The sequence below is a fragment of the Actinomadura chokoriensis genome, assembly GCF_039529475.1.
Taxonomy (GTDB): Bacteria; Actinomycetota; Actinomycetes; order Streptosporangiales; family Streptosporangiaceae; genus Spirillospora; species Spirillospora bangladeshensis.
On sequence record NZ_BAAAMW010000028.1, the window covers coordinates 12,892 to 33,578 of the forward strand.

General features: G+C 72.4%; 16 protein-coding genes. 1 reads left to right on the plus strand and 15 read right to left on the minus strand.

Features of this window, described 5'->3' with window-relative positions:
• Positions 1-8 precede the first annotated feature (8 nt).
• Positions 9-1,040: a M48 family metallopeptidase gene (locus tag ABFX46_RS37220; protein ID WP_346048707.1), complete on the plus strand. Its 1,032-nt coding sequence runs from the start codon at positions 9-11 to the stop codon at positions 1,038-1,040.
• Between the two features lie 69 nt (positions 1,041-1,109).
• On the opposite strand, the gene ABFX46_RS37225 is transcribed toward ABFX46_RS37220, so the two are convergent.
• The 15 genes from ABFX46_RS37225 to ndk all read right to left on the minus strand — a co-directional run bounded on the left by ABFX46_RS37225 (position 1,110) and on the right by ndk (position 20,659).
• Positions 1,110-2,867: a TIGR03767 family metallophosphoesterase gene (locus ABFX46_RS37225; RefSeq protein ID WP_346048708.1), complete on the minus strand. Its 1,758-nt coding sequence runs from the start codon at positions 2,865-2,867 to the stop codon at positions 1,110-1,112.
• A 73-nt stretch (positions 2,868-2,940) separates the two neighbouring features.
• Positions 2,941-4,203 (minus strand): glutamate-5-semialdehyde dehydrogenase, encoded by a 1,263-nt coding sequence (locus ABFX46_RS37230; protein WP_346048709.1) that lies wholly within the window; start codon positions 4,201-4,203, stop codon positions 2,941-2,943.
• A 73-nt stretch (positions 4,204-4,276) separates the two neighbouring features.
• Positions 4,277-5,392: a glutamate 5-kinase gene (gene proB / locus ABFX46_RS37235; protein ID WP_346048710.1), complete on the minus strand. Its 1,116-nt coding sequence runs from the start codon at positions 5,390-5,392 to the stop codon at positions 4,277-4,279.
• A 15-nt stretch (positions 5,393-5,407) separates the two neighbouring features.
• Positions 5,408-6,802 carry a GTPase ObgE gene (gene obgE / locus ABFX46_RS37240; RefSeq protein WP_346048711.1) on the minus strand — a complete coding sequence of 465 codons (1,395 nt, stop codon included), beginning with the start codon at positions 6,800-6,802 and terminating at the stop codon, positions 5,408-5,410.
• Between the two features lie 84 nt (positions 6,803-6,886).
• Positions 6,887-7,144 carry a 50S ribosomal protein L27 gene (rpmA, locus tag ABFX46_RS37245; RefSeq protein WP_067640985.1) on the minus strand — a complete coding sequence of 86 codons (258 nt, stop codon included), beginning with the start codon at positions 7,142-7,144 and terminating at the stop codon, positions 6,887-6,889.
• A 14-nt stretch (positions 7,145-7,158) separates the two neighbouring features.
• Entirely contained in the window at positions 7,159-7,473 is a 315-nt protein-coding gene (gene rplU / locus ABFX46_RS37250) for a 50S ribosomal protein L21 (protein ID WP_131943760.1), read from the minus strand.
• 290 nt (positions 7,474-7,763) lie between these two features.
• Positions 7,764-10,835 (minus strand): Rne/Rng family ribonuclease, encoded by a 3,072-nt coding sequence (locus ABFX46_RS37255; RefSeq protein ID WP_346048712.1) that lies wholly within the window; start codon positions 10,833-10,835, stop codon positions 7,764-7,766.
• 205 nt (positions 10,836-11,040) lie between these two features.
• Positions 11,041-11,898, minus strand: a complete 858-nt coding sequence (locus ABFX46_RS37260) for a TIGR03936 family radical SAM-associated protein (protein ID WP_346048713.1) — start codon at positions 11,896-11,898, stop codon at positions 11,041-11,043.
• Between the two features lie 174 nt (positions 11,899-12,072).
• Entirely contained in the window at positions 12,073-13,995 is a 1,923-nt protein-coding gene (locus ABFX46_RS37265) for a TIGR03960 family B12-binding radical SAM protein (RefSeq protein WP_346048714.1), read from the minus strand.
• 60 nt (positions 13,996-14,055) lie between these two features.
• A complete protein-coding gene (rodA, locus tag ABFX46_RS37270; protein ID WP_428831354.1) occupies positions 14,056-15,240 on the minus strand; it encodes a rod shape-determining protein RodA in 1,185 nt (394 codons plus the stop codon).
• Positions 15,237-17,309, minus strand: coding sequence for a penicillin-binding protein 2 (gene mrdA, locus ABFX46_RS37275; protein ID WP_346048715.1), 2,073 nt, complete (start codon positions 17,307-17,309; stop codon positions 15,237-15,239). The genes rodA and mrdA overlap by 4 nt, the downstream gene beginning before the upstream one ends.
• Complete coding sequence (mreD, locus tag ABFX46_RS37280) at positions 17,306-17,905, minus strand: rod shape-determining protein MreD (RefSeq protein WP_163052835.1); 600 nt, start codon at positions 17,903-17,905, stop codon at positions 17,306-17,308. The genes mrdA and mreD overlap by 4 nt, the downstream gene beginning before the upstream one ends.
• Before the next feature lies 1 nt (position 17,906).
• Positions 17,907-18,914, minus strand: a complete 1,008-nt coding sequence (gene mreC / locus ABFX46_RS37285) for a rod shape-determining protein MreC (RefSeq protein WP_346048716.1) — start codon at positions 18,912-18,914, stop codon at positions 17,907-17,909.
• A 103-nt stretch (positions 18,915-19,017) separates the two neighbouring features.
• Positions 19,018-20,052, minus strand: a complete 1,035-nt coding sequence (locus tag ABFX46_RS37290) for a rod shape-determining protein (RefSeq protein WP_067794123.1) — start codon at positions 20,050-20,052, stop codon at positions 19,018-19,020.
• A gap of 196 nt (positions 20,053-20,248) precedes the next feature.
• Positions 20,249-20,659, minus strand: coding sequence for a nucleoside-diphosphate kinase (ndk, locus tag ABFX46_RS37295; RefSeq protein ID WP_163052833.1), 411 nt, complete (start codon positions 20,657-20,659; stop codon positions 20,249-20,251).
• Between the last annotated feature and the right edge of the window lie 28 nt (positions 20,660-20,687).

The following is a 20,687-nucleotide window of genomic DNA, read 5'->3' on the forward strand; positions in this document are numbered from 1 at the left end:
TGCCAGACATGACGGAGAACACACCGGATCGAGCACGTACGCGGTTCCCGGGGATCAGTTCCCGGGCCTACGAACACCCGGCGGACCGATCGGCGCTCGTGGCGCTGCGCTCGCTCTCCGGGTTCGACGTCGTCCTGCGCAAGCTGTCCGGGCTGGTCAACGAGCGGTCGCTGCGGCTGATGTTCCTCGGCGGGACGGTGCGCGTCGGCGAGGACCAGTTCCGCCACATCCACGACATGGTGCGCGACGCCTGCTACATACTGGACATGCCCGAGGTGCCGGAGCTGTACGTCCGGCAGGACCCGACGCCGAACGCGATGGCGCTCGGCTCCGACCACCCGTTCATCGTGCTGAACACCGGCCTCATCGACCTGCTGGACGACGAGGAGCTGCGGTTCGTCATCGGGCACGAGGTCGGGCACATCCTGTCCGGGCACGCCGTCTACCAGACGATGATGCAGATCCTGCTGCAGCTCGGCGCGCGGCTCGCATGGCTGCCGCTCGGCAACGTCGGCATCGCCGCCATCATCATCGGGCTGCGCGAGTGGTTCCGGAAGGCCGAGCTGTCGTCCGACCGGGCGGGGCTGCTCGCCGGGCAGGACGTGGACGCGGCGAAGCGGGTCAACATGAAGCTCGCGGGCGGGGTCCGGCTCGGCGAGATGAGCGCCGAGGCGTTCCTGGCGCAGGCCCGCGAGTACGACGCGGCGGGCGACGTCCGCGACGGCATCCTGAAGTTCCTGAACCTGCTCGGCCAGTCGCACCCGTTCGCGGTGATCCGGTTCGCCGAGATCGACCGGTGGGCGCGCGGCGGCGAGTACGAGCGGATCCTCGCCGGCGACTACCCGCGCCGCGACGACGACGGCAGCGCCTCCGTCCGCGACGAGGTCAAGGACGCGGCGCGCTCCTACCGGGAGTCGTGGGAGCGGACGGCCGACCCGTTCGTGGGCAAGGTCCGCGACATGGCGGACGCGGCCGCGGGCGCGGCCGGTGGACTGTTCGACCGGCTCACCCGCCGCGACAACGGGCCGACCGGCCGCTAGGGAGAGACGAGACAGCCTGGGCCGCCGCGACACGGACGCGGCGGCCCTTCTCATGCCCGGAGGGCCGCGCTAGAACGGCGCAGGGACGAGGAGTTCGACGTTGCGGTCGTCGAGCTCGCCGCGGCGGTGCGAGTCGCGGTCCTGCCAGTCGTTTCCCGCCAGCTCCCGCGACAGCGACGCGAGCCGGACCGGGTCGGTCAGCCGGCCGCCGTAGGACGCGGGCCCGGCCGAGTCGATGATCGTCGCGAAGACCGACAGGGTGCCGTCGCGGTTGTCGGCCAGCTCCACGATGCGGCTCTGCTGCGGGAAGTCGATGTGCGCGGCGGTGTTGACCTCCCAGAACCCTCCCCCGCCCTGGCGCGCGTGCGGGATGACCTCGTTGCGGTGCGTGTGGCCGTTCACCCACAGGATGACGTTCGGGTAGCGCAGCAGCAGCGCCCGCACCTCGTCGCCGAGGACGCGGTCGCCGCCGAGCGGGTTCTCCAGTGAGGCGATCGGGTGGTGGCTGAACAGGACGAACAGCCGGTCCTTCACCGCGTGCCTCACGACCGAGCCGTCCGCGGCGAAGTAGCGGCTGCTCCCCGCCTTCAGCTGGGCCTCCAGCCAGGCGAACTGCTTCTTGTCCAGCGAGCCCTCGGAGTAGCCGTTCGGGTTGACGGTGTCGAGCACGAGGCCGCGCACCACGCCCTGGTCGAACCCGTAGTAGGCCGTCCCCTCCAGGAGGTTGGCGGCGGTGAAGCCGTGGCCGCGCAGGGACGCGGACGTCGTGAAGTGCTCGGCGACGACCTCCCGGCGCGACAGCATCCGCCGGTTCCCGTCGGGCGTCACCGGGCGGAACAGGCCGCCCGCGCCGCCCTGCTCGCGGCTCAGCCGGACGAGTTCGGCCGCGTCCGCCTTCTGGATCATGCGGGCGAGGCGCGCGGCCTGGCCGTCGTCCGCCGGGGCGCCGATCTTGATGCCGCCGGTGGCGAGGCCGGAGACGAGCGGGTTCACCGGCAGGTTGCCCTGGATGAGCCCGTCGTGGTTGCCGAACGCGGCGAGCCACGGCATGTCGAGACCGGTCGCCTGGAACGGCCGGCGCGCGGCGTCGATCAGGCCCTTGACGCGCGGGAACCCGTACTCGGTGATCGCCACATCGGCCTGCGCACCGGGCGGCGGGCCCTCCGGGTGCCAGTACGCGCGGTCGTAGGACGCCCAGTCCATGACGCCCTCGTACCGGTTCGGGTCGCCCGAGTCGGGGCGGACCCGGCCGCCGTCCAGCAGGTCGATGATCCAGCGGATCTCGTTGTACTGGACGTTGTCGGCGGCATCGCCGGTGTTGATCGTGAACGCGAGCCCGAGGCCGGTCGCCGGGCCGCGCCCGACCCTGTTCACCGCCTGCACCATCGCCTCGGCGACCTGCGTGGACAGGATCTCCTGCGGCCGGTACCCGCCCTCGGGGAACCCGCTCACCAGGTCCCGGATCCGGTCGATGAACTCGACCCGGGCCGGGGACTGCGCGTCGATGATGTGCACGTCGGTGAGGTGCCCGAACGCCAGGACGCCCCGGCGGGTGGCGGCGCGGCGCGCACCGGCGGCGCCGCCGAGGTCGCGGCGCAGCAGGTGCGGCTCCCCCGGCCCGGTGATCACCGGGCGGTACCCGCCCGCGCCCGCCGCGCCGAGCACGTACGTCCGGTCGAGGGTGGTGCCGGCGACCGGCCCGGCCAGTGCGGGCGCGGCGGCAGCGGCGGCGGGACGCGCGGGGAACGCGGCCAGCCCGGTGGAGGCGATCCCCGCGCCGAGGGCGGCGCCCTTCAGGACACGGCGGCGGCTGTACTCACGAGTCACAATCGTGAATCAGACCACACCCGCAACGTGACATCAATGGCAAAGATGTCACAACTTGGACGAATGCCGCCGGTCAGCCGCGGGTGTGCCCCTCCCCCGTCACCACGTACTTCGTGGAGGTCAGCTCCGGCAGCCCCATCGGGCCGCGCGCGTGGAGCTTCTGCGTCGAGATGCCGATCTCCGCGCCGAACCCGAACTCCTCGCCGTCGGTGAAGCGGGTCGAGGCGTTCACCATCACCGCGGCCGAGTCGACCAGCGACACGAAACGCTTCGCGGCGGGCTGCGACGCCGTCACGATGGCCTCGGTGTGGCCGGACCCGTACGTGCGGATGTGCGCGACGGCGTCGTCCAGGGAGTCGACCACGCGGGCGGCGATGTCGAGCGACAGGTACTCGGCGTACCAGTCGTCCTCGGTCGCCTCTACGACGTCGCCGTCGTAGGAGCGGATCCGGTCGTCGCCGTGGACGGTGACCCCGGCGCCCTTGAGCGCCTCAAGCGCGCGCGGGACGAACGTGTCGGCGACATCGGCGTGCACCAGGAACGTCTCCGCGGCATTGCACACCGAGGGACGCTGCGTCTTGGCGTTCAGCAGGATGTCGACGGCCATGTCCACGTCGGCGGCGGCGTCCACGTAGACCGCGCAGTTCCCGACACCCGTCTCGATCACGGGGACGGTCGACTCCTCCACCACCGAGTTGATCAGCGACGCGCCGCCGCGCGGGATCAGCACGTCCACCAGGCCGCGCGCCCGCATCAGGTGCTTCACCGACTCGCGGGACGTCCCCGGGACGAGCTGCACCGCGTCCGCCGGCACCTCCGTCTCGGCCAGCGCGCCCTGCATCACCTCGACCAGCACCGTGTTCGAGTCGTAGGCCGACGACGAGCCGCGCAGCATCGCCGCGTTCCCGCTCTTCAGGCACAGCGCGGCGGCGTCCACGGTCACGTTCGGGCGGCCCTCGTAGATGATCCCGACGACGCCGAGCGGAACCCGGACCTGCCGCAGCTCCAGCCCGTTCGGCAGCACGCTGCCGCGCATCGACTCGCCGACCGGGTCCGGCAGCGCGGCGACCTGGCGGACGGCGTCGGCGATCGCGGCGATCCGCTGCTCCGACAGGCTCAGCCGGTCGATCATGTACTCGGACGTGCCGTTGCCCCTCGCCCGCGCCACATCGGACTCGTTGGCCTTCACGATCTCCGGCGCGGCGGCGACCAGCGCGTCCGCGATCCGGTGCAGCGCCGCGTCCTTCGCCGCCCGCGGCAGCGGAGCCAGCCCGGCCGCCGCCTCGCGCGCGCGCCGCGCCGCCCGCAGGAACTCTTCGCGCTCGTCGTCGCTCATGACGCCTCTCCTCTTCGTTCACCTGCGGCGTGTTGTTGTTATCGACGCCGTCATAACAACAACACGCCGCAGGTCAACGTTCTTCGGTCAGGACCACCAGGTGGTCTCGGTGGATTATTTCGCGTTCGTACTCGGGGCCCAGCTCCCTCGCCAGCCATCGTGTCGAGCGGCCCATCAGCTCCGGGATCTCGGACGCGTCGTAGTTCACCAGGCCGCGCGCGAGCACGTGCCCGGACGTGTCGCACAGGTCGACCGGGTCGCCCGCGGCGAAATCGCCGTCCACCCCGGTGACGCCCGCCGGGAGCAGGGACTTGCGGCGCCGCACGACCGCCTCGACGGCCCCCGCGTCCAGCATGACGCGGCCCTGGCCGGTGGTGGCGTGCGCGAGCCACAGGTTCCGCGTCGACATGCGGCGGCCCTCGGCCGGGTGGAACAGCGTGCCGACCTTGTCGCCCGCGAGCGCGTGCGCGGCGGACGCGGCGTTCGTCAGGACGACCGGGATGCCCGCGATCCGGGCCGCCTCCACCTTCGTCACCATGCCGCCCGTGCCCACGCGTCCGGACCGGCCGAGCTTCACGTCCTTCAGGTCGTCCGGCCCGTGGACGTCGTCGACGCGGCGGGCGCCGGGCTGGCGCGGGTCACCGGTGTAGAGCGCGTCGACGTCCGACAGCAGGACGAGGGCGTCCGCGCGGATCAGGTGGGCGACGAGCGCCGCGAGCCGGTCGTTGTCGCCGAACCGGATCTCGTCGGTGGCGACGGTGTCGTTCTCGTTCACGATCGGCAGGATCCCCATCGCGAGGAGCTGCCCCAGGGTGCGCTGCGCGTTGCGGTGGTGCGAGCGGCGCATCATGTCGTCGGCGGTCAGCAGCACCTGCCCGACCGTCATGCCGTACCGGGCGAAGGACGAGGTGTAGCGCGCGAACAGCAGCCCCTGCCCGACGCTCGCCGCCGCCTGCTGCGTCGCGAGGTCGGGCGGCCTCCGGCTCAGCCCCAGCGGCGCGAGCCCGGCGGCGATCGCACCCGACGACACGAACACGATCTCGGTGCCGTCGGCGCGGCGCGCCGCGAGCACGTCCACCAGCGCGTCGATGCGGTTCGCGTCGATCGTCCCCCGCGGCGTGGTCAGCGACGACGACCCCGCCTTGACCACGATCCGCCGCGCCTTGGCGACCTCGACCCGCTCACTCATGACCCTGCTCTCATTTCAGCGGCCTTCCAACCGGCGATCGGTGCCGCGCGGGCCCATGGCGGCCTCGCCGGCCGGCACCTCCGGCTCCCAGTCGAAGACGACCGAGTCGTCGGCGGTGCCGATCAGGACCGTGGCACCGGCACTCGCGCCCGCCTCGGCGAGCGCGTCCTCCACGCCGAGCCGGGCGAGCCGGTCGGCGAGGTAGCCGACGGCCTCCTCGTTGGCGAAGTCGGTCTGCCGCAGCCACCGGACGGGCTTCGTCCCCGTGATCAGGAACGTGTTGTCGCCCATGGTCCTGATCTCGAAGTCGGTGTCGCCGCCGACCGGCTCCGGCCGGATCACGATGCGGGTCGGCTCCGCCGGCGGCAGCGACGCGCGGTACTCGCCGACCATCGCCGCCATCGCGAACGACAGCTCCCGCAGCCCCTCGTGCGTCGCCGCCGACACCTCGAACACCTTCAGCCCGCGCGCCTCGAACTCGGGCCGGACCATCTCGGCGAGGTCGCGGCCGTCGGGCACGTCCACCTTGTTCAGGACGACGATGCGCGGGCGGTCCGACAGCGGCCGGTCGCCGAGCACCCGGTCGTACGCCCGCAGCTCGCGCTCGATGACCTCGAAGTCGCCGACCGGGTCGCGGCCCGGCTCCATCGTCGCGCAGTCGAGGACGTGCGCGAGCGTGGACGAGCGCTCGATGTGGCGCAGGAAGTCGAGGCCGAGCCCGCGTCCCTCGCTGGCGCCCTCGATGAGGCCCGGGACGTCCGCGACCGTGAACGTCGTGTCGCCCGCGCTCACCACGCCGAGGTTCGGGATCAGCGTCGTGAACGGGTAGTCGGCGATCTTCGGCTTCGCGGCGGACAGCGCCGCGATCAGCGACGACTTGCCCGCGCTCGGGAAGCCGACGAGCGCCACGTCGGCGACGCTCTTGAGCTCCAGGACGACGTCCCGCTCCTCGCCCGGCTCGCCGAGCAGCGCGAACCCCGGCGCCTTGCGCTTCGCGGACGCCAGCGCCGCGTTCCCGAGGCCGCCGTGCCCGCCCCTCGCGACGACGTACCGGGTGCCCTCGCCGACCAGGTCGGCCAGGACGGTGTCGCCCTCCTTCACGACCGTGCCGTCCGGGACGGGCAGGATCACGTCGCCGCCGTCCGCGCCCGTCCGCAGGCTGCCCTGCCCCGGCCTGCCGTTCCCCGCCTTGCGGTGCGGGCGCCGGTGGTACTCCAGCAGGCTCGCCGCGTTCCCGTCGACGACGAGGACGACGTCGCCGCCGCGCCCGCCGTTCGCGCCGTCCGGGCCGCCGAGCGGCTTGAACTTCTCCCGGTGGATCGAGGCGCAGCCGTTGCCGCCGCTGCCCGCCGCGACGTGCAGCACCACCCGGTCGACGAACTGCGCGCCCGATCCCGCTCCAGCGGCCACGGTGACTCTCCTCAGTGAAAACGGCGAAAGGGGCGGACCGAAGAACGGTCCGCCCCTTTTTAAAACGCTCAGTGCCCAGGCGGACTATTCCGCCGGAGGAACGACGCTCACCGCGTTGCGACCGCGGTAGCGGCGGAACTGCACCGCGCCCGCGACCAGCGCGAACAGCGTGTCGTCACCGCCGCGGCCGACGCCCGGCCCGGGGTGGAAGTGGGTGCCGCGCTGCCGGACGATGATCTCGCCGGCGTTGACGACCTGGCCGCCGAACCGCTTCACGCCGAGGCGCTGGGCGTTGGAGTCGCGACCGTTGCGGCTGGACGATGCGCCCTTCTTGTGTGCCATGAGACCGCTCTCCCTTACTTCCCGGCCTTGATACCGGTGATCTTGACCTCGGTGTACGGCTGGCGGTGACCCATCCGCCGCTTGTACCCGGTCTTGTTCCGGTAGTGCATGATGTTGATCTTCGGGCCCTTGACCGCGCCGAGGATCTCGGCGGTCACCTCGTAGCGCGCCAGGTCGGCGGCCTTGCTGACGACGTCGTCGCCGTCCACGACGAGCACCGCCGGGAACGTGACGGTCGAGCCGACCTCACCGGCCAGCTTGTCGACGGTCAGAACGTCGTCGACGGCGACCTTCTCCTGCCTGCCGCCTGCGCGGACAATCGCGTACACCGCGGAAACCCTTCGTCTGCGCGCGCTTCCGGGCTGAACCGGTCCCACGCGTGGCTTACCAGCCCCCGGATGGGGGCCTACCCCCGGCACCGGGCCGAGGGCGGCACACCAGGGCTGCCCCTGGCGCTCTCTGCTGGGCCTCGCCGGATCGGCGAGGTGAGCACCGAACGACCCCCGGACGGGGCTCGCGGTGCGGGTTCGGGCGACGCGCCGATGACGCGCCGAAGTACAAGGGTACCGGATGCCCCGAGCGCAACGCGAACGCGTCCGGCCGGGGCATCCGTCCCTCGTCAGTCCGCGGAGTCGCCGCCGTCGGCGGTCTGCGCAGCGGTGGCGCGGCGGCGGGTGCGGCGGCGGGTGGCCGTGCCGCCCTCGCCGTCACCGGTGCCCTCGGCCTCGGTCTCGGCGGGTGCGCTGCCGTTCGACTCGGCGGGGGCGGCGTCGGCCGGCGCCGCGGCGCCGTCCAGGTCGGGGCCGGTGCCGTTGGCGGTGACCGCGACGGGCTCGGCGTCGTCCAGCGCGCCCGGGGAGGTGTCGACGGCCTCCACGGCGGCGTCGGCGGCCTCCTCGGCGGCCTGCGCCGGGGACTCGTCGATCTCCGGGGGCGGGCCCGCCGGGCGCTTGGCGGGGCCCGACTTCTTCGGCCGCGACCGCACCGGCTCGGGCTTCTCCTCCACCGCGGGCGCCGGCGCCTCGGCGGCGGGCTCGGGCCCGGTGTCCTTCGGCTTGGCCTCGTGCTGGGCCAGCTTCTCCTCGACGGCCTTCTCGACCTCGCCCTTGCGCTTGCGGCGGCGGCCGTTCTCCTTGCCGGCCGCCTTGTCCGGCTTCGGCTCGACCGGCGTCAGGTGGACGTGGATGCCGCGGCCGTTGCAGGACTCGCAGGTCTCCGAGAACGCCTCCAGCAGGCCCTGGCCGACGCGCTTGCGGGTCATCTGGACCAGGCCCAGCGACGTGACCTCGGCGACCTGGTGCTTGGTACGGTCCCGCGACAGGCACTCGACGAGGCGGCGCAGCACCAGGTCCCGGTTGCTCTCCAGCACCATGTCGATGAAGTCGATGACGATGATGCCGCCGACGTCGCGGAGCCGGAGCTGGCGGACGATCTCCTCGGCCGCCTCCAGGTTGTTGCGGGTGACGGTCTCCTCGAGGTTGCCGCCCTGCCCGGTGAACTTGCCGGTGTTGACGTCGATGACCGTCATCGCCTCGGTCTTGTCGATCACGAGGGAGCCGCCGGACGGCAGCCACACCTTGCGGTCGAGGGCCTTGGCGATCTGCTCGTCGATGCGGAACGCCGACAGGGCGTCCTGGTCGCCCGTCCAGCGCTCGACGCGGTCGGCGAGGTGCGGGGCCACGTACTCGACGTACTCGGAGATCGTGTCCCAGGCCTCGGAACCGGAGACGACCAGCTTGGAGAAGTCCTCGTTGAAGATGTCGCGGACGACCCGGAGGGTGAGCTCGGGCTCGCCGTAGAGCAGCGACGGCGCCGACGCCGTCTTCACCTTCTTCTGGATGGTCTCCCACTGGGCCGAGAGCCGCGACACGTCGCGGGACAGCTCCTCCTCGGTCGCGCCCTCGGCCGCCGTCCGGACGATCACGCCGGCGTTCTCCGGCATGACCTTCTTCAGGATCGACTTGAGCCGGCTGCGCTCCTTGTCGGGCAGCTTGCGGCTGATGCCGGTCATCGAGCCGTCCGGCACGTACACGAGGTAGCGGCCGGGCAGCGAGACCTGGCTGGTGAGGCGGGCGCCCTTGTGGCCGAGCGGGTCCTTGGTGACCTGGACGAGCACCGACTGGCCGGACTTCAGCGCCGACTCGATGCGGCGCGGCTGGCCCTCCAGCCCGGAGGCGTCCCAGTTGACCTCGCCCGCGTACAGGACGGCGTTGCGGCCCTTGCCGATGTCGACGAACGCCGCCTCCATCGACGGCAGGACGTTCTGGACCTTGCCCAGGTAGACGTTGCCGACGTACGACTGGTGCGTGGCGCGGTTGACGTAGTGCTCGACGAGGACGTCGTCCTCCAGGACGGCGATCTGGGTGCGCTCGCCCTCCTGCCGCACCACCATGACGCGCTCGACGGACTCGCGGCGCGCCAGGAACTCCGCCTCGGTGATCACCGGCGGGCGGCGGCGGCCCTGCTCGCGGCCCTCGCGGCGGCGCTGCTTCTTGGCCTCCAGCCGCGTCGAGCCCCGCACGGAGCGGACCTCGTCCTCGGCGGCGGCGCGCTCCTCGCGGGCCGTCCGGACGTGCACGACGGTGTTCGGCGGGTCGTCGGCGCCGTTCCCGCCCTCGGCATCGGCCCCGGAGCGGCGCCTGCGGCGGCGACGGCGGCGGCTCGACCCGTTCTGGCCGTTGTCTCCGTCGTCCTCGTCGTCGGCGGCCTCCTGCTCGGCCTCCTCCGCCTTGGGCTCCTTCTCCTGCTTGGCGGGCTTGTCCTTCCGGCCGCCCTTGGCCGCCCTGCCGCTCTTGGGCTGCTCGTCCTTGGGCTCCTCGGCCTCGGGCTCCTCGGCCTGGGCCTCGTCCTCGGCGCCGTCCTTGCCGCGGCCGCGGCCGCGTCCGCCGCGGCGCCGGCGGCGCCGGGACGGGCGGTCGTCGGACTCGTCGTCGTCCGAGGGGCCGTGGTCGTGGTCGTCCTCGGCGGTCTCGGGCTCGGGCTCGGGGGCGGGCTTCTCGCGGGCGGGCGGCTCGGCCTTCGGCTGCGGCGGCTGGAAGACGACCATGGGCGGCTGGAACGTGACGCCCGGGACGCCGACGCCGCTCGCCGGCTCGGTCTCCGACACCTGCTCGGGGGACACCTCGGCGCCGGCGCCCGGAACGGCGGGGATCTCCGGCACCGGCGGCACGGCGGGCACGGCCGGCGCCTCGGCGGCGGCGGCCCGGCGGCGGGTCCGGCGGGGCGCCGGCGCCTCCTCCGCGGGCTCGGTCTCGGTCTCGGGGCAGGTCTCGGCGCCGGTCATCGGCACGGGGGCGGGCGTCTCGGCGACCTTCGCGCTCCGCGTGCGCGTCCGGGTCCTGGTCCGCTTCGGCGGCTCGGGAGCCTCCTCGGCGACCGGCTCCTCGGCGACCGGCTCCTCGACGGCCGGCTCCGGCTCGGCGGGCTCCTCCGCGGCCGCGTCCTCGGCGTCAGCGCCGGCCTCGGCCGCTTCCTCGTCCTCGTCCTCGTCGGCGGCGTCGGCGTCGGCGTCGGCGTCGGCGGCCGGGGGCTGGGCCGGGGGCTCCTCCACCTCGGGCGGCGGGCCGGCGGGCCGGCTGGCCCGCCGCGGCCGCGCGGTCACCCCGTTGCGGGTCTCGTCAGCGCTCGCGCCATCGGTCGTCTCGTTATCAGTGCCTTCGGCCGTGGCCGAATCGGCTTCGTTCTCAAGCATCCGGGCAATCTCCCGTCAGGCTCCCGGGCGCGTCCGCCCGCTCCGCCCGGGGGCGGATCGGTGCGGTGCGCCGCACGGGAGCACCTCGTGTCATCGGCGTCGGCGCGCCCGGACGGTGGTCCGGTCATGCCGACGAAGTCGTCGGGGGTGCGCCGGCCGTACCCTGCGGGACCGGTTCCGTGCTCCCACGGCTTCGGTCCCCCGGTCAGGCGCTGACGGCATCCGCGCTCGCGGCGTCCCCGGGCTGCGGCCGTACAGGGCCGCGCGCCGTCCCGGCGTCGTCGCCGGACGGCAGGCCGATCTCCCGGTCGGGATCCAGGGGATCCGCGAGGCCACCGGTGTCCGCGTCGAGGGGCCCCTGCGCCAGCCTGGTCACCAGCGGCGGTGACGGCGGCGCGAGGTCGGCGACCTGGCGCAGTCCGGTGAGGATGTCGTCGGGTCGTACGGCCGGTGTGGAATGCCGAACAACCATTCGAAGTATCGCACAAGGGGCATCCGCCGCCTCGGCGGCGCGCCGGTCCAGCTCACATGCGGACACGGCGGCGCGCACGTCGAAACGGCGCCGTCCCTTCTTCGTGAGGCGTTCCACCTCGATGTGCTCGGCGCCCATGAAGGCGGCCACGGCAGCGGCGGCGTCGTCGTCCGACACGCCGTCCAGCCTGATCCGCCATTCGGACGCCTCGAGCCGATCGGCGAACGCGCTCGGCTTCGCCGCCGCGTCGCCGCGTCCCGCCCGGACCGGCACGACATCGACGATGTCGAGCCCGGGGGGCAGGGCCGCGTCCAGATCGGCCCGCACCCGCGCAGGGTCGCGGGTCTCGGTCAGCCCGATCTCGAGGTATTCGGCCTCACTGGCCACCCCTGTCGCCGCCGCACCCGCGTACGAGATCTTCGGGTGGGGGGTGAATCCGCCGCTGAACGCGACAGGGATCCCGGCGCGCCTGACGGCGCGTTCCACGGCCCGGGAAATGTCGCGGTGGCTCGTGAACCGCAGCCTGCCCCGCTTGGCGTAGCGGACGCGCAGTCGCTGGGTCACGGGGGCCGGCGCCGGACCCTCCGGCATGGGTGCCAGGGTTCTGGTCCTTCCTACTCGCGTCGAGTCGAAAAACTAGGTCTCCCTATAGAGTACGGGTCCCCGAGCCCCATTCGGCCAAGCACGGGTGCCCTAAGCCCGGAACGCCCGCAGTCCAGGGCCTTCCGGCAACCGCTTCCGGTCACCCGGCCCCCGCGCGGGTCGTCAGACGACCGACAGGGGGAGGAGCTTCTTGCCGGTGGGGCCTATCTGGATCTCGGTGCCCATGGTGGGGCAGACGCCGCAGTCGTAGCAGGGGGTCCAGCGGCAGTCTTCGACCTCGGTCTCGTCGATGGCGTCCTGCCAGTCCTGCCAGAGCCATTCGCGGTCGAGACCGGCGTCCAGGTGGTCCCAGGGGAGGACTTCGACCTCGTCGCGTTCGCGGACGGTGTACCAGGCCAGGTCGACGGGCTCGCCGGCCAGGGCCCGCTCGGCGCAGGACGTCCAGCGCTCGTAGGAGAAGTGCTCGCTCCAGCCGTCGAAGCGGCCGCCGTCCTCCCAGACGGCGCGGATGACCTTGCCGACGCGGCGGTCGCCGCGCGACAGCATGCCCTCGATGATGGACGGCTGGCCGTCGTGGTAGCGCAGGCCGATGGCGCGGCCGTACTCCTTGTCGCCGCGCAGCAGGTCCTTGAGGGCGTGCAGGCGGCGGTCGACGGTCTCGTGGTCGCACTGCGCGGCCCACTGGAACGGGGTGTGCGGCTTGGGCACGAACCCGCCGATGGAGACCGTGCAGCGGATGTCCTTGCGGCCGGTGGCCTCGCGGCCCGCCTGGATGACGCGCTTGGCCATGCCGGCGATCGCGAGGACGTCCTCGTCCTCCTCGGTGGGCAGGCCGCACATGAAGTAGAGCTTGACCTGGCGCCAGCCGTTCTCGTAGGCGGTGGAGACGGTGCGGATCAGGTCGTCCTCGGTGACCATCTTGTTGATCACCTTGCGCATCCGCTCGGAGCCGCCCTCGGGCGCGAACGTGAGGCCGGAGCGGCGGCCGCCGCGGGAGAACTCGTTGGCGAGCGTGATGTTGAAGGCGTCCACGCGGGTGGACGGCAGGGAGAGCGAGGTGTTGGTGCCCTCGTAGCGGTCGGCGAGGCCCTTGGCGACGTCGCCGATCTCGCTGTGATCGGCGCTGGAGAGGCTGAGGAGGCCGACCTCCTGGAAGCCCGACTCCTTCAGGCCCTGGTCGACCATCGCGCCGATCGTGGTGATCGAGCGCTCCCGGACCGGGCGGGTGATCATCCCGGCCTGGCAGAACCGGCAGCCGCGGGTGCAGCCGCGGAAGATCTCCACGCTGAACCGCTCGTGCACGGTCTCGGCGAGCGGGACCAGGGGCTTCTTCGGGTAGGGCCACTGGTCGAGGTCCATGACGGTGTGCTTCTCGACCCGCCACGGGACGCCCGGACGGTTCGGCGCGACCCGCTGGATCCGGCCGTCCGGCAGGTAGGTGACGTCGTAGAAGCGGGGCACGTACACGCCGCCGGACGCCGCGAGCCGCAGGAGCAGCCCGTCCCGCCCGCCGGGCTCGCCCTCGGCCTTCCACTCGCGGATCACCTCGGTGATCGCGAGCACGATCTCCTCGCCGTCGCCGAGGACGGCCGCGTCGATGAAGTCGGCGATCGGCTCGGGGTTGAACGCGGCGTGCCCGCCGGCGATCACGACGGGGTGGTCGCCGGTGCGCTCGGCGGCGTCCAGCGGGATGCCGGCGAGGTCGAGCGCCGTCAGCATGTTGGTGTAGCCGAGTTCGGTGGAGAACGACACGCCGAGCACGTCGAACGCGGCGACCGGGCGGTGCGCGTCCACGGTGAACTGCGGGATGCCGTGCTCGCGCATGACGGCCTCCATGTCGGGCCAGACCGTGTAGGTCCGCTCGGCGAGGACGCCGTCGCGCTCGTTGAGGATCTCGTAGAGGATCTGGACGCCCTGGTTCGGCTGGCCGACCTCGTAGGCGTCCGGGTACATGAGCGCCCACCGGACGTCGGTCTCGTCCCAGTCCTTGATCTGCGAGTTCAGCTCGCCGCCAACGTACTGAATCGGCTTCTGCACGCTCGGGAGCAGCGGCTCCAGGCGCGGGAAGAGCGACTCGACCGGCATGACGAATCCTCCGTGCAGGGGACATGGGACGAACGTCCAGCCTACCGCCGCCCCGGCGCGCTAATCGAACGCGCGACGCCGCACATGGACGGCCTGCAGCAGGCCGAAGGCGATCATGTTGGCGAAGGTGGCGGAGCCGCCGTAGGAGATGAACGGCAGCGGCAGCCCGGTGATCGGCATGATCCCGATCGTCATGCCGATGTTCTCGAACGCCTGGAACCCGAGCCAGCACACGACGCCGGTCGCGACGAGCGAGCCGAACAGGTCGGCGGCCTGGGTGGCGATCCGCAGCCCGCGCCACAGCACCACGCCGAGCAGCGCCACGATGACCACGGCGCCGACGAAGCCGAGCTCCTCCCCCGCGACCGTGAAGATGAAGTCGGTCTGCTGCTCGGGGACGAAGTGGCCGCCGGTCTGCTCGCCCTGGAACAGCCCCTTGCCGAACACCCCGCCGGACCCGACCGCGATGCGCGCCTGCTGGGCGTTGTAGCCGGCGCCGCGCGGGTCGGCCTCCGGGTGCAGGAACGCGATGAACCGGTCGACCTGGTACTCCTTCAGCAGCCCGAAGAACCAGACGGCGGCGCACGCGATCACCCCGCCGCCGACCAGGCCGACGAGCCAGCGCTTCTGCGCGCCGGAGATCGCGAGCATGCCGAGCACGACCGCGATGAACACCAGCGTGGTGCCGAGGTCGGGCTGCAGCATGATCAGCACGCCGGGCACCCCGGCGAGGACGAGCGCGAGCAGCACGTCGCGGCGGCCCGGCCCGATCTCGCCGTCCCGGGGCTCGCCGAGGATCATCGCGAGCAGCACCACGAGCCCGACCTTCGCGAACTCCGACGGCTGCACCTGGAACCCGCCGCCGATCACGATCCACGAGTGCGACCCGTTGATCGTCTCGCCGAGCGGCGTCAGCACCGCGAGCAGGCCGACGCACGCCAGCCCGTACAGGATGGGGACGTAGGCGCGCAGCAGCCGGTAGTCGAGGACGGTGACCACGCCGCCGAGCACGAACCCGATCAGCAGGTTCAGCACGTGCCGCTTGAGCATGCTCTCCGGGTCCTGGCCCTGCTCGGTGAGCAGGTGGAAGGTGGCCGAGCGCACCAGCAGCGCGCCGATCACCGACAGCGCCAGCACGGCGACGAACAGCGGCCAGTCGAGCCGCCGCAGCCCGGCGAGCCGGCTCTGCCAGGTCCGCCGGGCGCCGTACCCCTCGACCGGCCCCACGCCGGTTCCGGTGATCACGGCGCGGCTCCCTGGCCCGGCAGCTTCGGCAACTCGGACGGCAGCTCGCCGTTCTGCAGGATGGGCTTCTTGTCCTTCGTCCCGTACATGGACTCCCAGATCTCGCGGACGGCCGGCGCGGCCGTCGAGGCGCCGAAGCCGCCCTGCGAGACCATCGCGACGACCGCGAAGCGCGGGTCCTTCACCGGGCCGAACGAGGCGAACCAGGAGGTGTCCTGCTTGCCGTAGACCTCCGCGGTACCGGTCTTGCCGCCGACGTCGACGCGTTTGAAGTCGAACCCGGAGAACGCGCCTCCCGCGGTGCCCTCCTTGGTCACCTGGGCGAGGGCGTCCCGGATGTACTTCAGCACCTTCGGGTCGACCGGCAGCTTCTCCGGCTTCGGGGGCTCGATCCGGCGGACGACGGTGCCGTCCGGCCGGACGATCGCGACCCCGAGCCGCGGCGTGAACAGCTTGCCGCCGTTGGCGACCGCCGCGTACGCGCGGACGAGTTGCAGCGGCGTCACCAGGACGTTGCCCTGCCCGACCGAGAAGTTGGCGGCGTCACCGGGGCGCCACACATAGCCCTCGGTGCAGTTCTCCGTCGCGACCGCCTTCAGGTACGCGGCGCGCGCGGGGTCGGTCTTGGCGACGTCCGGGTAGCCCTGCTTGGCGCCCTTGCAGTTGGCGGCCTTGGTGGCCTCCCAGTAGTTCTGCTTCCACTCCCGGTCGGGGATGCGGCCGGAGCTCTCGCTGGGGAGGTCGATGCCCGTCTTGGTCCCGAACCCGTACTCGCGGGCCATCTTGATCATCGGGTCGGACGGGTTCTTCTTCGGGTGCATCCCGCCGTCGGCCTTCCACTCCAGGTAGGCGAACCTGTAGAAGACCGTGTCGCAGGACTTCACGAGGGCCGTGTGCAGCGTCATCGGCCCGTACGCCGCGCCTCCGGCGTTGGTGAACGCCCGGTTCCCGACGTTGTAGGAGCCGGGGCACGGATAGATGCCCTTCAGGCTGGCCCCGTCCTTCACCGCGGCGGCCACCGAGGAGATCTTGAAGGTGGAGCCCGGTGCGAACTGGCCCTGGGTGACGCGGGAGGTCAGCGGCTCGCCGTTCTTCTTGCCGAGCAGCTGGTCGTACTTCTCCTGGGAGATGCCGCCGGTCCAGATGGACGGGTCGTAGGTCGGGTAGCTGGCCATCGCGACCATGCGGCCGGTGCGGACGTCCATCACGACCGCGGCGCCCGCGTCGGCCGGCTTGCCGCCCTTGCGGGCGTTGTCGATCGCGTGCTTGAGCGCCTTCTCCGCCGCGCCCTGCACGCCCGCGTCGATGCTCGTGATCAGGTGGTCGCCGGACGTCGGCGGCTTCTCCTCGGCGGTGCCGGTGACGCGCCCCTGGCTGTCGACGAGGACCCGGCGGAACCCGGGCTCGCCGCGCAGCGCGCGGTCGTACTGCGCCTCCAGGCCGGCGCGCCCGACGAGGTCGACGCCGCTGTACCCGGTGACCTGCAGGCCCTTGCGCTTGTCCAGTTCCTCCTGGGTGACGGGCTGCAGGTAGCCGAGGACCTGCGCGGCGCCGGCGCCGTCCGGTTCCGGGTAGTCGCGGACGGCCTGGATCTGCGCGGTGACGCCGGGGAAGTCCTCCTGCCGCTCCATGATCTGGAGGGCGCGCTTGGGGTCGACGTGGTCCTCGACGGGGATCGGCTGGTACGGGGAGCCGGGCCAGCACGGGCGCTTCACGGTCGGGCTGCACAGCCGGATCCGCTTGGAGATGTCGTCGTAGGTCGTCCCGAGGACGCCCGCGAGCCGCTTCAGCACGGCCTCGCCGCCGTCCTCCTGCCGGGACAGCGTGGTCCGGTCGACCGACACGACGAGCGCGCTGCGGTTGCGGACGAGGGGCACGCCGCGGTCGTCCAGGATCATGCCGCGGACGGCCGGGACGACGATGTCGCGGGTGCGGTTCTGGGCGGCGATCTCCTGGTAGTGGGTGCCCTCCAGGACCTGGAGCGTCCACATGCGCCCGACGAGGACGAGCAGCAGCGCCGCGACGAGGACGTAGAGGACGACGAGCCGGAAGTGGGTCCGGGGGTTCACAGGCTTCCGCTCCGCCCCGACATCGCGCGGTAGCGGGCGGCGGGCACCGCGAGCCCGTCGCCCCGCGCCCGTTCGCCGCTCTCGTACCGGCGGGTGGCGCGCAGCACCGCCCACACGACGAACGGGCTGGCGATGATGTCGTAGAGGACCTGCAGCGGCACCATCCGCGACACGGTCCCCCAGTCGGCGCGCGGGTCGCCGAGGATCATCCCGGTCGCCGCGTACAGCACGGTCCCGGCGAGGGCGCCGGCGGCGACGGCGAAGAACGGCACGACGGACTGGCGGTCCATCTCGGCGGCGGCGGCGCCGCACAGGAAGCCGATGAGGCAGTAGACGAGCGCGTACCGGCCGAGGGTGTGGTCGGCGGGCGGGATGATGTCGGCGGCGAGGCCGGCGAGGAACCCGGTGACCATGCCGGTCATCGACCCGGCGACCAGCGCCAGCGCGACTACCGCCAGCAGCACCAGGTCGGGCTGCACGCCGCCGGGCAGCGGCAGCCGGTTGGCCACCGACACCTGCAGGATCAGCGTCACGACGATCACCACCGCGGCCACCGCGGTGCGGCCGGCCGGCGATGCCTCGGGCGGATTCAACACGTCAGTCCCCCGCGCTCGGTTCTGTGGACGGGCTCGTGGAGCCGCTCGGCCGCGCGTCCGCGCTCGCGCGGGCCTTCGGGCTCTTGCTCGCCTTCGGGCTCTTGCTCGGGCTCGGCGTCGGCGCCGGTTTCGGCTTCGGCGGCAGCACCGCGTCCCGCGGGTCGGTCTTCGGCGGGGCGACCACGACGCCGACGACGTCCAGGCTGGTGAACCGCACGAACGGCCGGATGTAGGCGGTGCGGGTCAGCCCGCCGGTCGCCTTCTCGACCCGCGCGACCTCGCCGATCGGGACGCCGGGCACGTACGGGCGCTGCCCCTGCGAGCCGAGCGTCACGATCCGCTGCCCGACCTTGATCGGCGCGGCGGCGTCCAGCAGCTGGAAGCGCAGCGGCGTGTCGCCGCCCCCGCCGAGGCCGCGGCGCCCGCGGCCCTCCACGATCCCGATCTCCTTGGACGCCTCCAGCCGGGAGCCGATGGAGGAGGTCTGGTCGGTGGCGAGCAGGACGGTCGAGGTCGCGGGCCCGACCCGGGTGACGCGGCCGACCAGACCGGCCGCGCTGATCACCGTCATGTCGGCCTTGATGCCGCTGCGGCTGCCGACGTCGATCGTGACGGTGTCCTCGAAGCCCTGCCCCGCGGAGATCACCTGCGCGGCGCGGATCTTGTAGCCGCCCATCCCGGCGGTGCCGAGCAGCCGGTCCAGCTGCGCGGCCTTGTCCTTGTCGAGCCGCGCGGAGCGCAGCTCCTCGCGCAGCCGCTGGTTCTGCCGGGCGAGCCGGTCGGCGCGGCGCCGCTCGCCGGGCGCGTCGGTGATCGCGTCGAAGGCGTTGCCCACCGGCCGCACCACCGACGCCGACGCGCGCTCGACGGGGCCGAACACGGTCGCGCCGACGTCGCGCAGCCCGCGCAGCGGCGAACTCGCGCCGCCGCGGTAGTCCACGGTGATCATCGTGAGCGCCACGACGAGCAGCCCGCCGAGCACCATGCGGGTGCGCCGGGTGTCCTTCACGCACCGACCTCCGGTTTCCTGAGTACGCCGGAAGCCCCGGCGCCGACCAGCTGCTCCCCGAGGAGGGACGACCCGCCGCGCCCCCGGGCGGACCGCGTCCGGACTAGTGCCGCGGCTCCGGCACGAGGACCTGGCGCAGCGACTCGAAGTCCTCGACGCACTTGCCGGTGCCGAGCACCACCGAGTCGAGCGGGTTGTCCACCAGGTGGATGGGCATCCCGGTCTCCTCGCGGAGCCGTTCGTCGAGGTTCTTCAGCAGCGCGCCGCCGCCGGTGAGCGCGATGCCGCGGTCCATGATGTCGCCCGACAGCTCGGGCGGGCACTTGTCCAGCGTGGTCTTCACCGCGTCCACCACGGCGTTGACCGGTTCCTCGATCGCCCGCCGCACCTCCTCGGCGGAGATCACGACGGTCTTCGGCAGCCCGCTCACGAGGTCGCGGCCCCGGATCTCGGCGTGCGGCTCCTCGTCGCCGCCGGGATAGGCCGAACCGATGGCCATCTTGATCTCCTCGGCGGTCCGTTCCCCGAGCATCAGGGAGTATTCCTTCTTGGAGAAGGAGATGACCGCCTGGTCCAGCTCGTCGCCGCCGACGCGGACCGACTGGCTGGTGACGATGCCGCCGAGCGAGATGATGGCGACCTCGGTGGTGCCGCCCCCTATGTCGACGACCATGTTGCCGGTCGGCTCGTAGACGGGCAGCCCGGCGCCGATGGCGGCGGCCATCGGCTCCTCGATGATGTAGACGCGGCGGGCGCCGGCCTGGTATCCGGCCTCCTTCACCGCGCGCTGCTCCACTCCGGTGATCCCGCTCGGCACGGCGACCACGATCCGCGGCTTGGCGAAGTGGCGGCGCTTGTGGACCTTCTGGATGAAGTAGCGGAGCATCCGCTCGGTGACGTCGAAGTCGGCGATGACCCCGTCCTTGAGCGGGCGGACGGCGACGATGTTGCCGGGCGTCCGGCCGATCATCCGTTTCGCCTCGATGCCGACCGCGACGATCTTCCCGGTGTTGGTATTGATCGCCACCACGGATGGTTCGTTCAGGACGATGCCACGCCCGCGCACGTACACCAGTGTGTTGGCGGTACCAAGATCGACGGCCATGTCCCGGCCAAGAAACGACAGCTTGTTACCCATGAAGAAAGGGAGCCCTTCATGATTGACGGGCGTGTATAGCGGCGCGTCCATCGTAACGTGCGCCCCCGTCCGCGGGCAGTCACCCCGCCGCCGCGCGTCGCGGAAAAAACGCGTCCTGACCAGCTCGGTTTTCGCTAAAGAAGACGCGGGCCGGAAGATCCGGCCCGCGCTCGAGAGTCGCCCCCCGGGAGGCGGATCAGCCCAGTTCGGGGAAGAACAGCTTGATCTCGCGCTCGGCGGAGTAGGTGGAGTCGGAGCCGTGCACGATGTTCTCGCCGATCTCCAGCGCGAAGTCGCCGCGGATGGTGCCGGGGGCGGCGCTGACCGGGTCGGTGGCGCCGGCCAGGGACCGGAACGCCTCGATGGCGCGGGGGCCCTCGACGACCATGGCGACGAGCGGGCCGCCGGTGATGAACTCGACCAGCTCGCCGAAGAACGGCTTGCTGGAGTGCTCCTCGTAGTGGGCCTCGGCGGTCTCGCGGGCGAGCGTGCGGAGTTCCAGCGCGACGAGCGTCAGGCCCTTGCGCTCGATCCGGGAGACGACCTCGCCGATGACGCCGCGGCGGACGCCGTCGGGCTTGACCAGGACAAGAGTGCGCTCGGACACGGGTGGTTCTCCTTGCGGAATTTCGGTT

Coding starts and splice junctions, on each gene's coding strand:
- ABFX46_RS37220 (WP_346048707.1), top strand. CDS start 9: ATGACGGAGAACACACCGGATCGAGCACGTACGCGGTTCCCGGGGATC.
- ABFX46_RS37230 (WP_346048709.1), bottom strand. CDS start 4,203: ATGAGCGACGACGAGCGCGAAGAGTTCCTGCGGGCGGCGCGGCGCGCG.
- proB (WP_346048710.1), bottom strand. CDS start 5,392: ATGAGTGAGCGGGTCGAGGTCGCCAAGGCGCGGCGGATCGTGGTCAAG.
- rpmA (WP_067640985.1), bottom strand. CDS start 7,144: ATGGCACACAAGAAGGGCGCATCGTCCAGCCGCAACGGTCGCGACTCC.
- ABFX46_RS37255 (WP_346048712.1), bottom strand. CDS start 10,835: ATGCTTGAGAACGAAGCCGATTCGGCCACGGCCGAAGGCACTGATAAC.
- ABFX46_RS37260 (WP_346048713.1), bottom strand. CDS start 11,898: ATGCCGGAGGGTCCGGCGCCGGCCCCCGTGACCCAGCGACTGCGCGTC.
- ABFX46_RS37265 (WP_346048714.1), bottom strand. CDS start 13,995: ATGCCGGTCGAGTCGCTCTTCCCGCGCCTGGAGCCGCTGCTCCCGAGC.
- ABFX46_RS37290 (WP_067794123.1), bottom strand. CDS start 20,052: ATGGGTAACAAGCTGTCGTTTCTTGGCCGGGACATGGCCGTCGATCTT.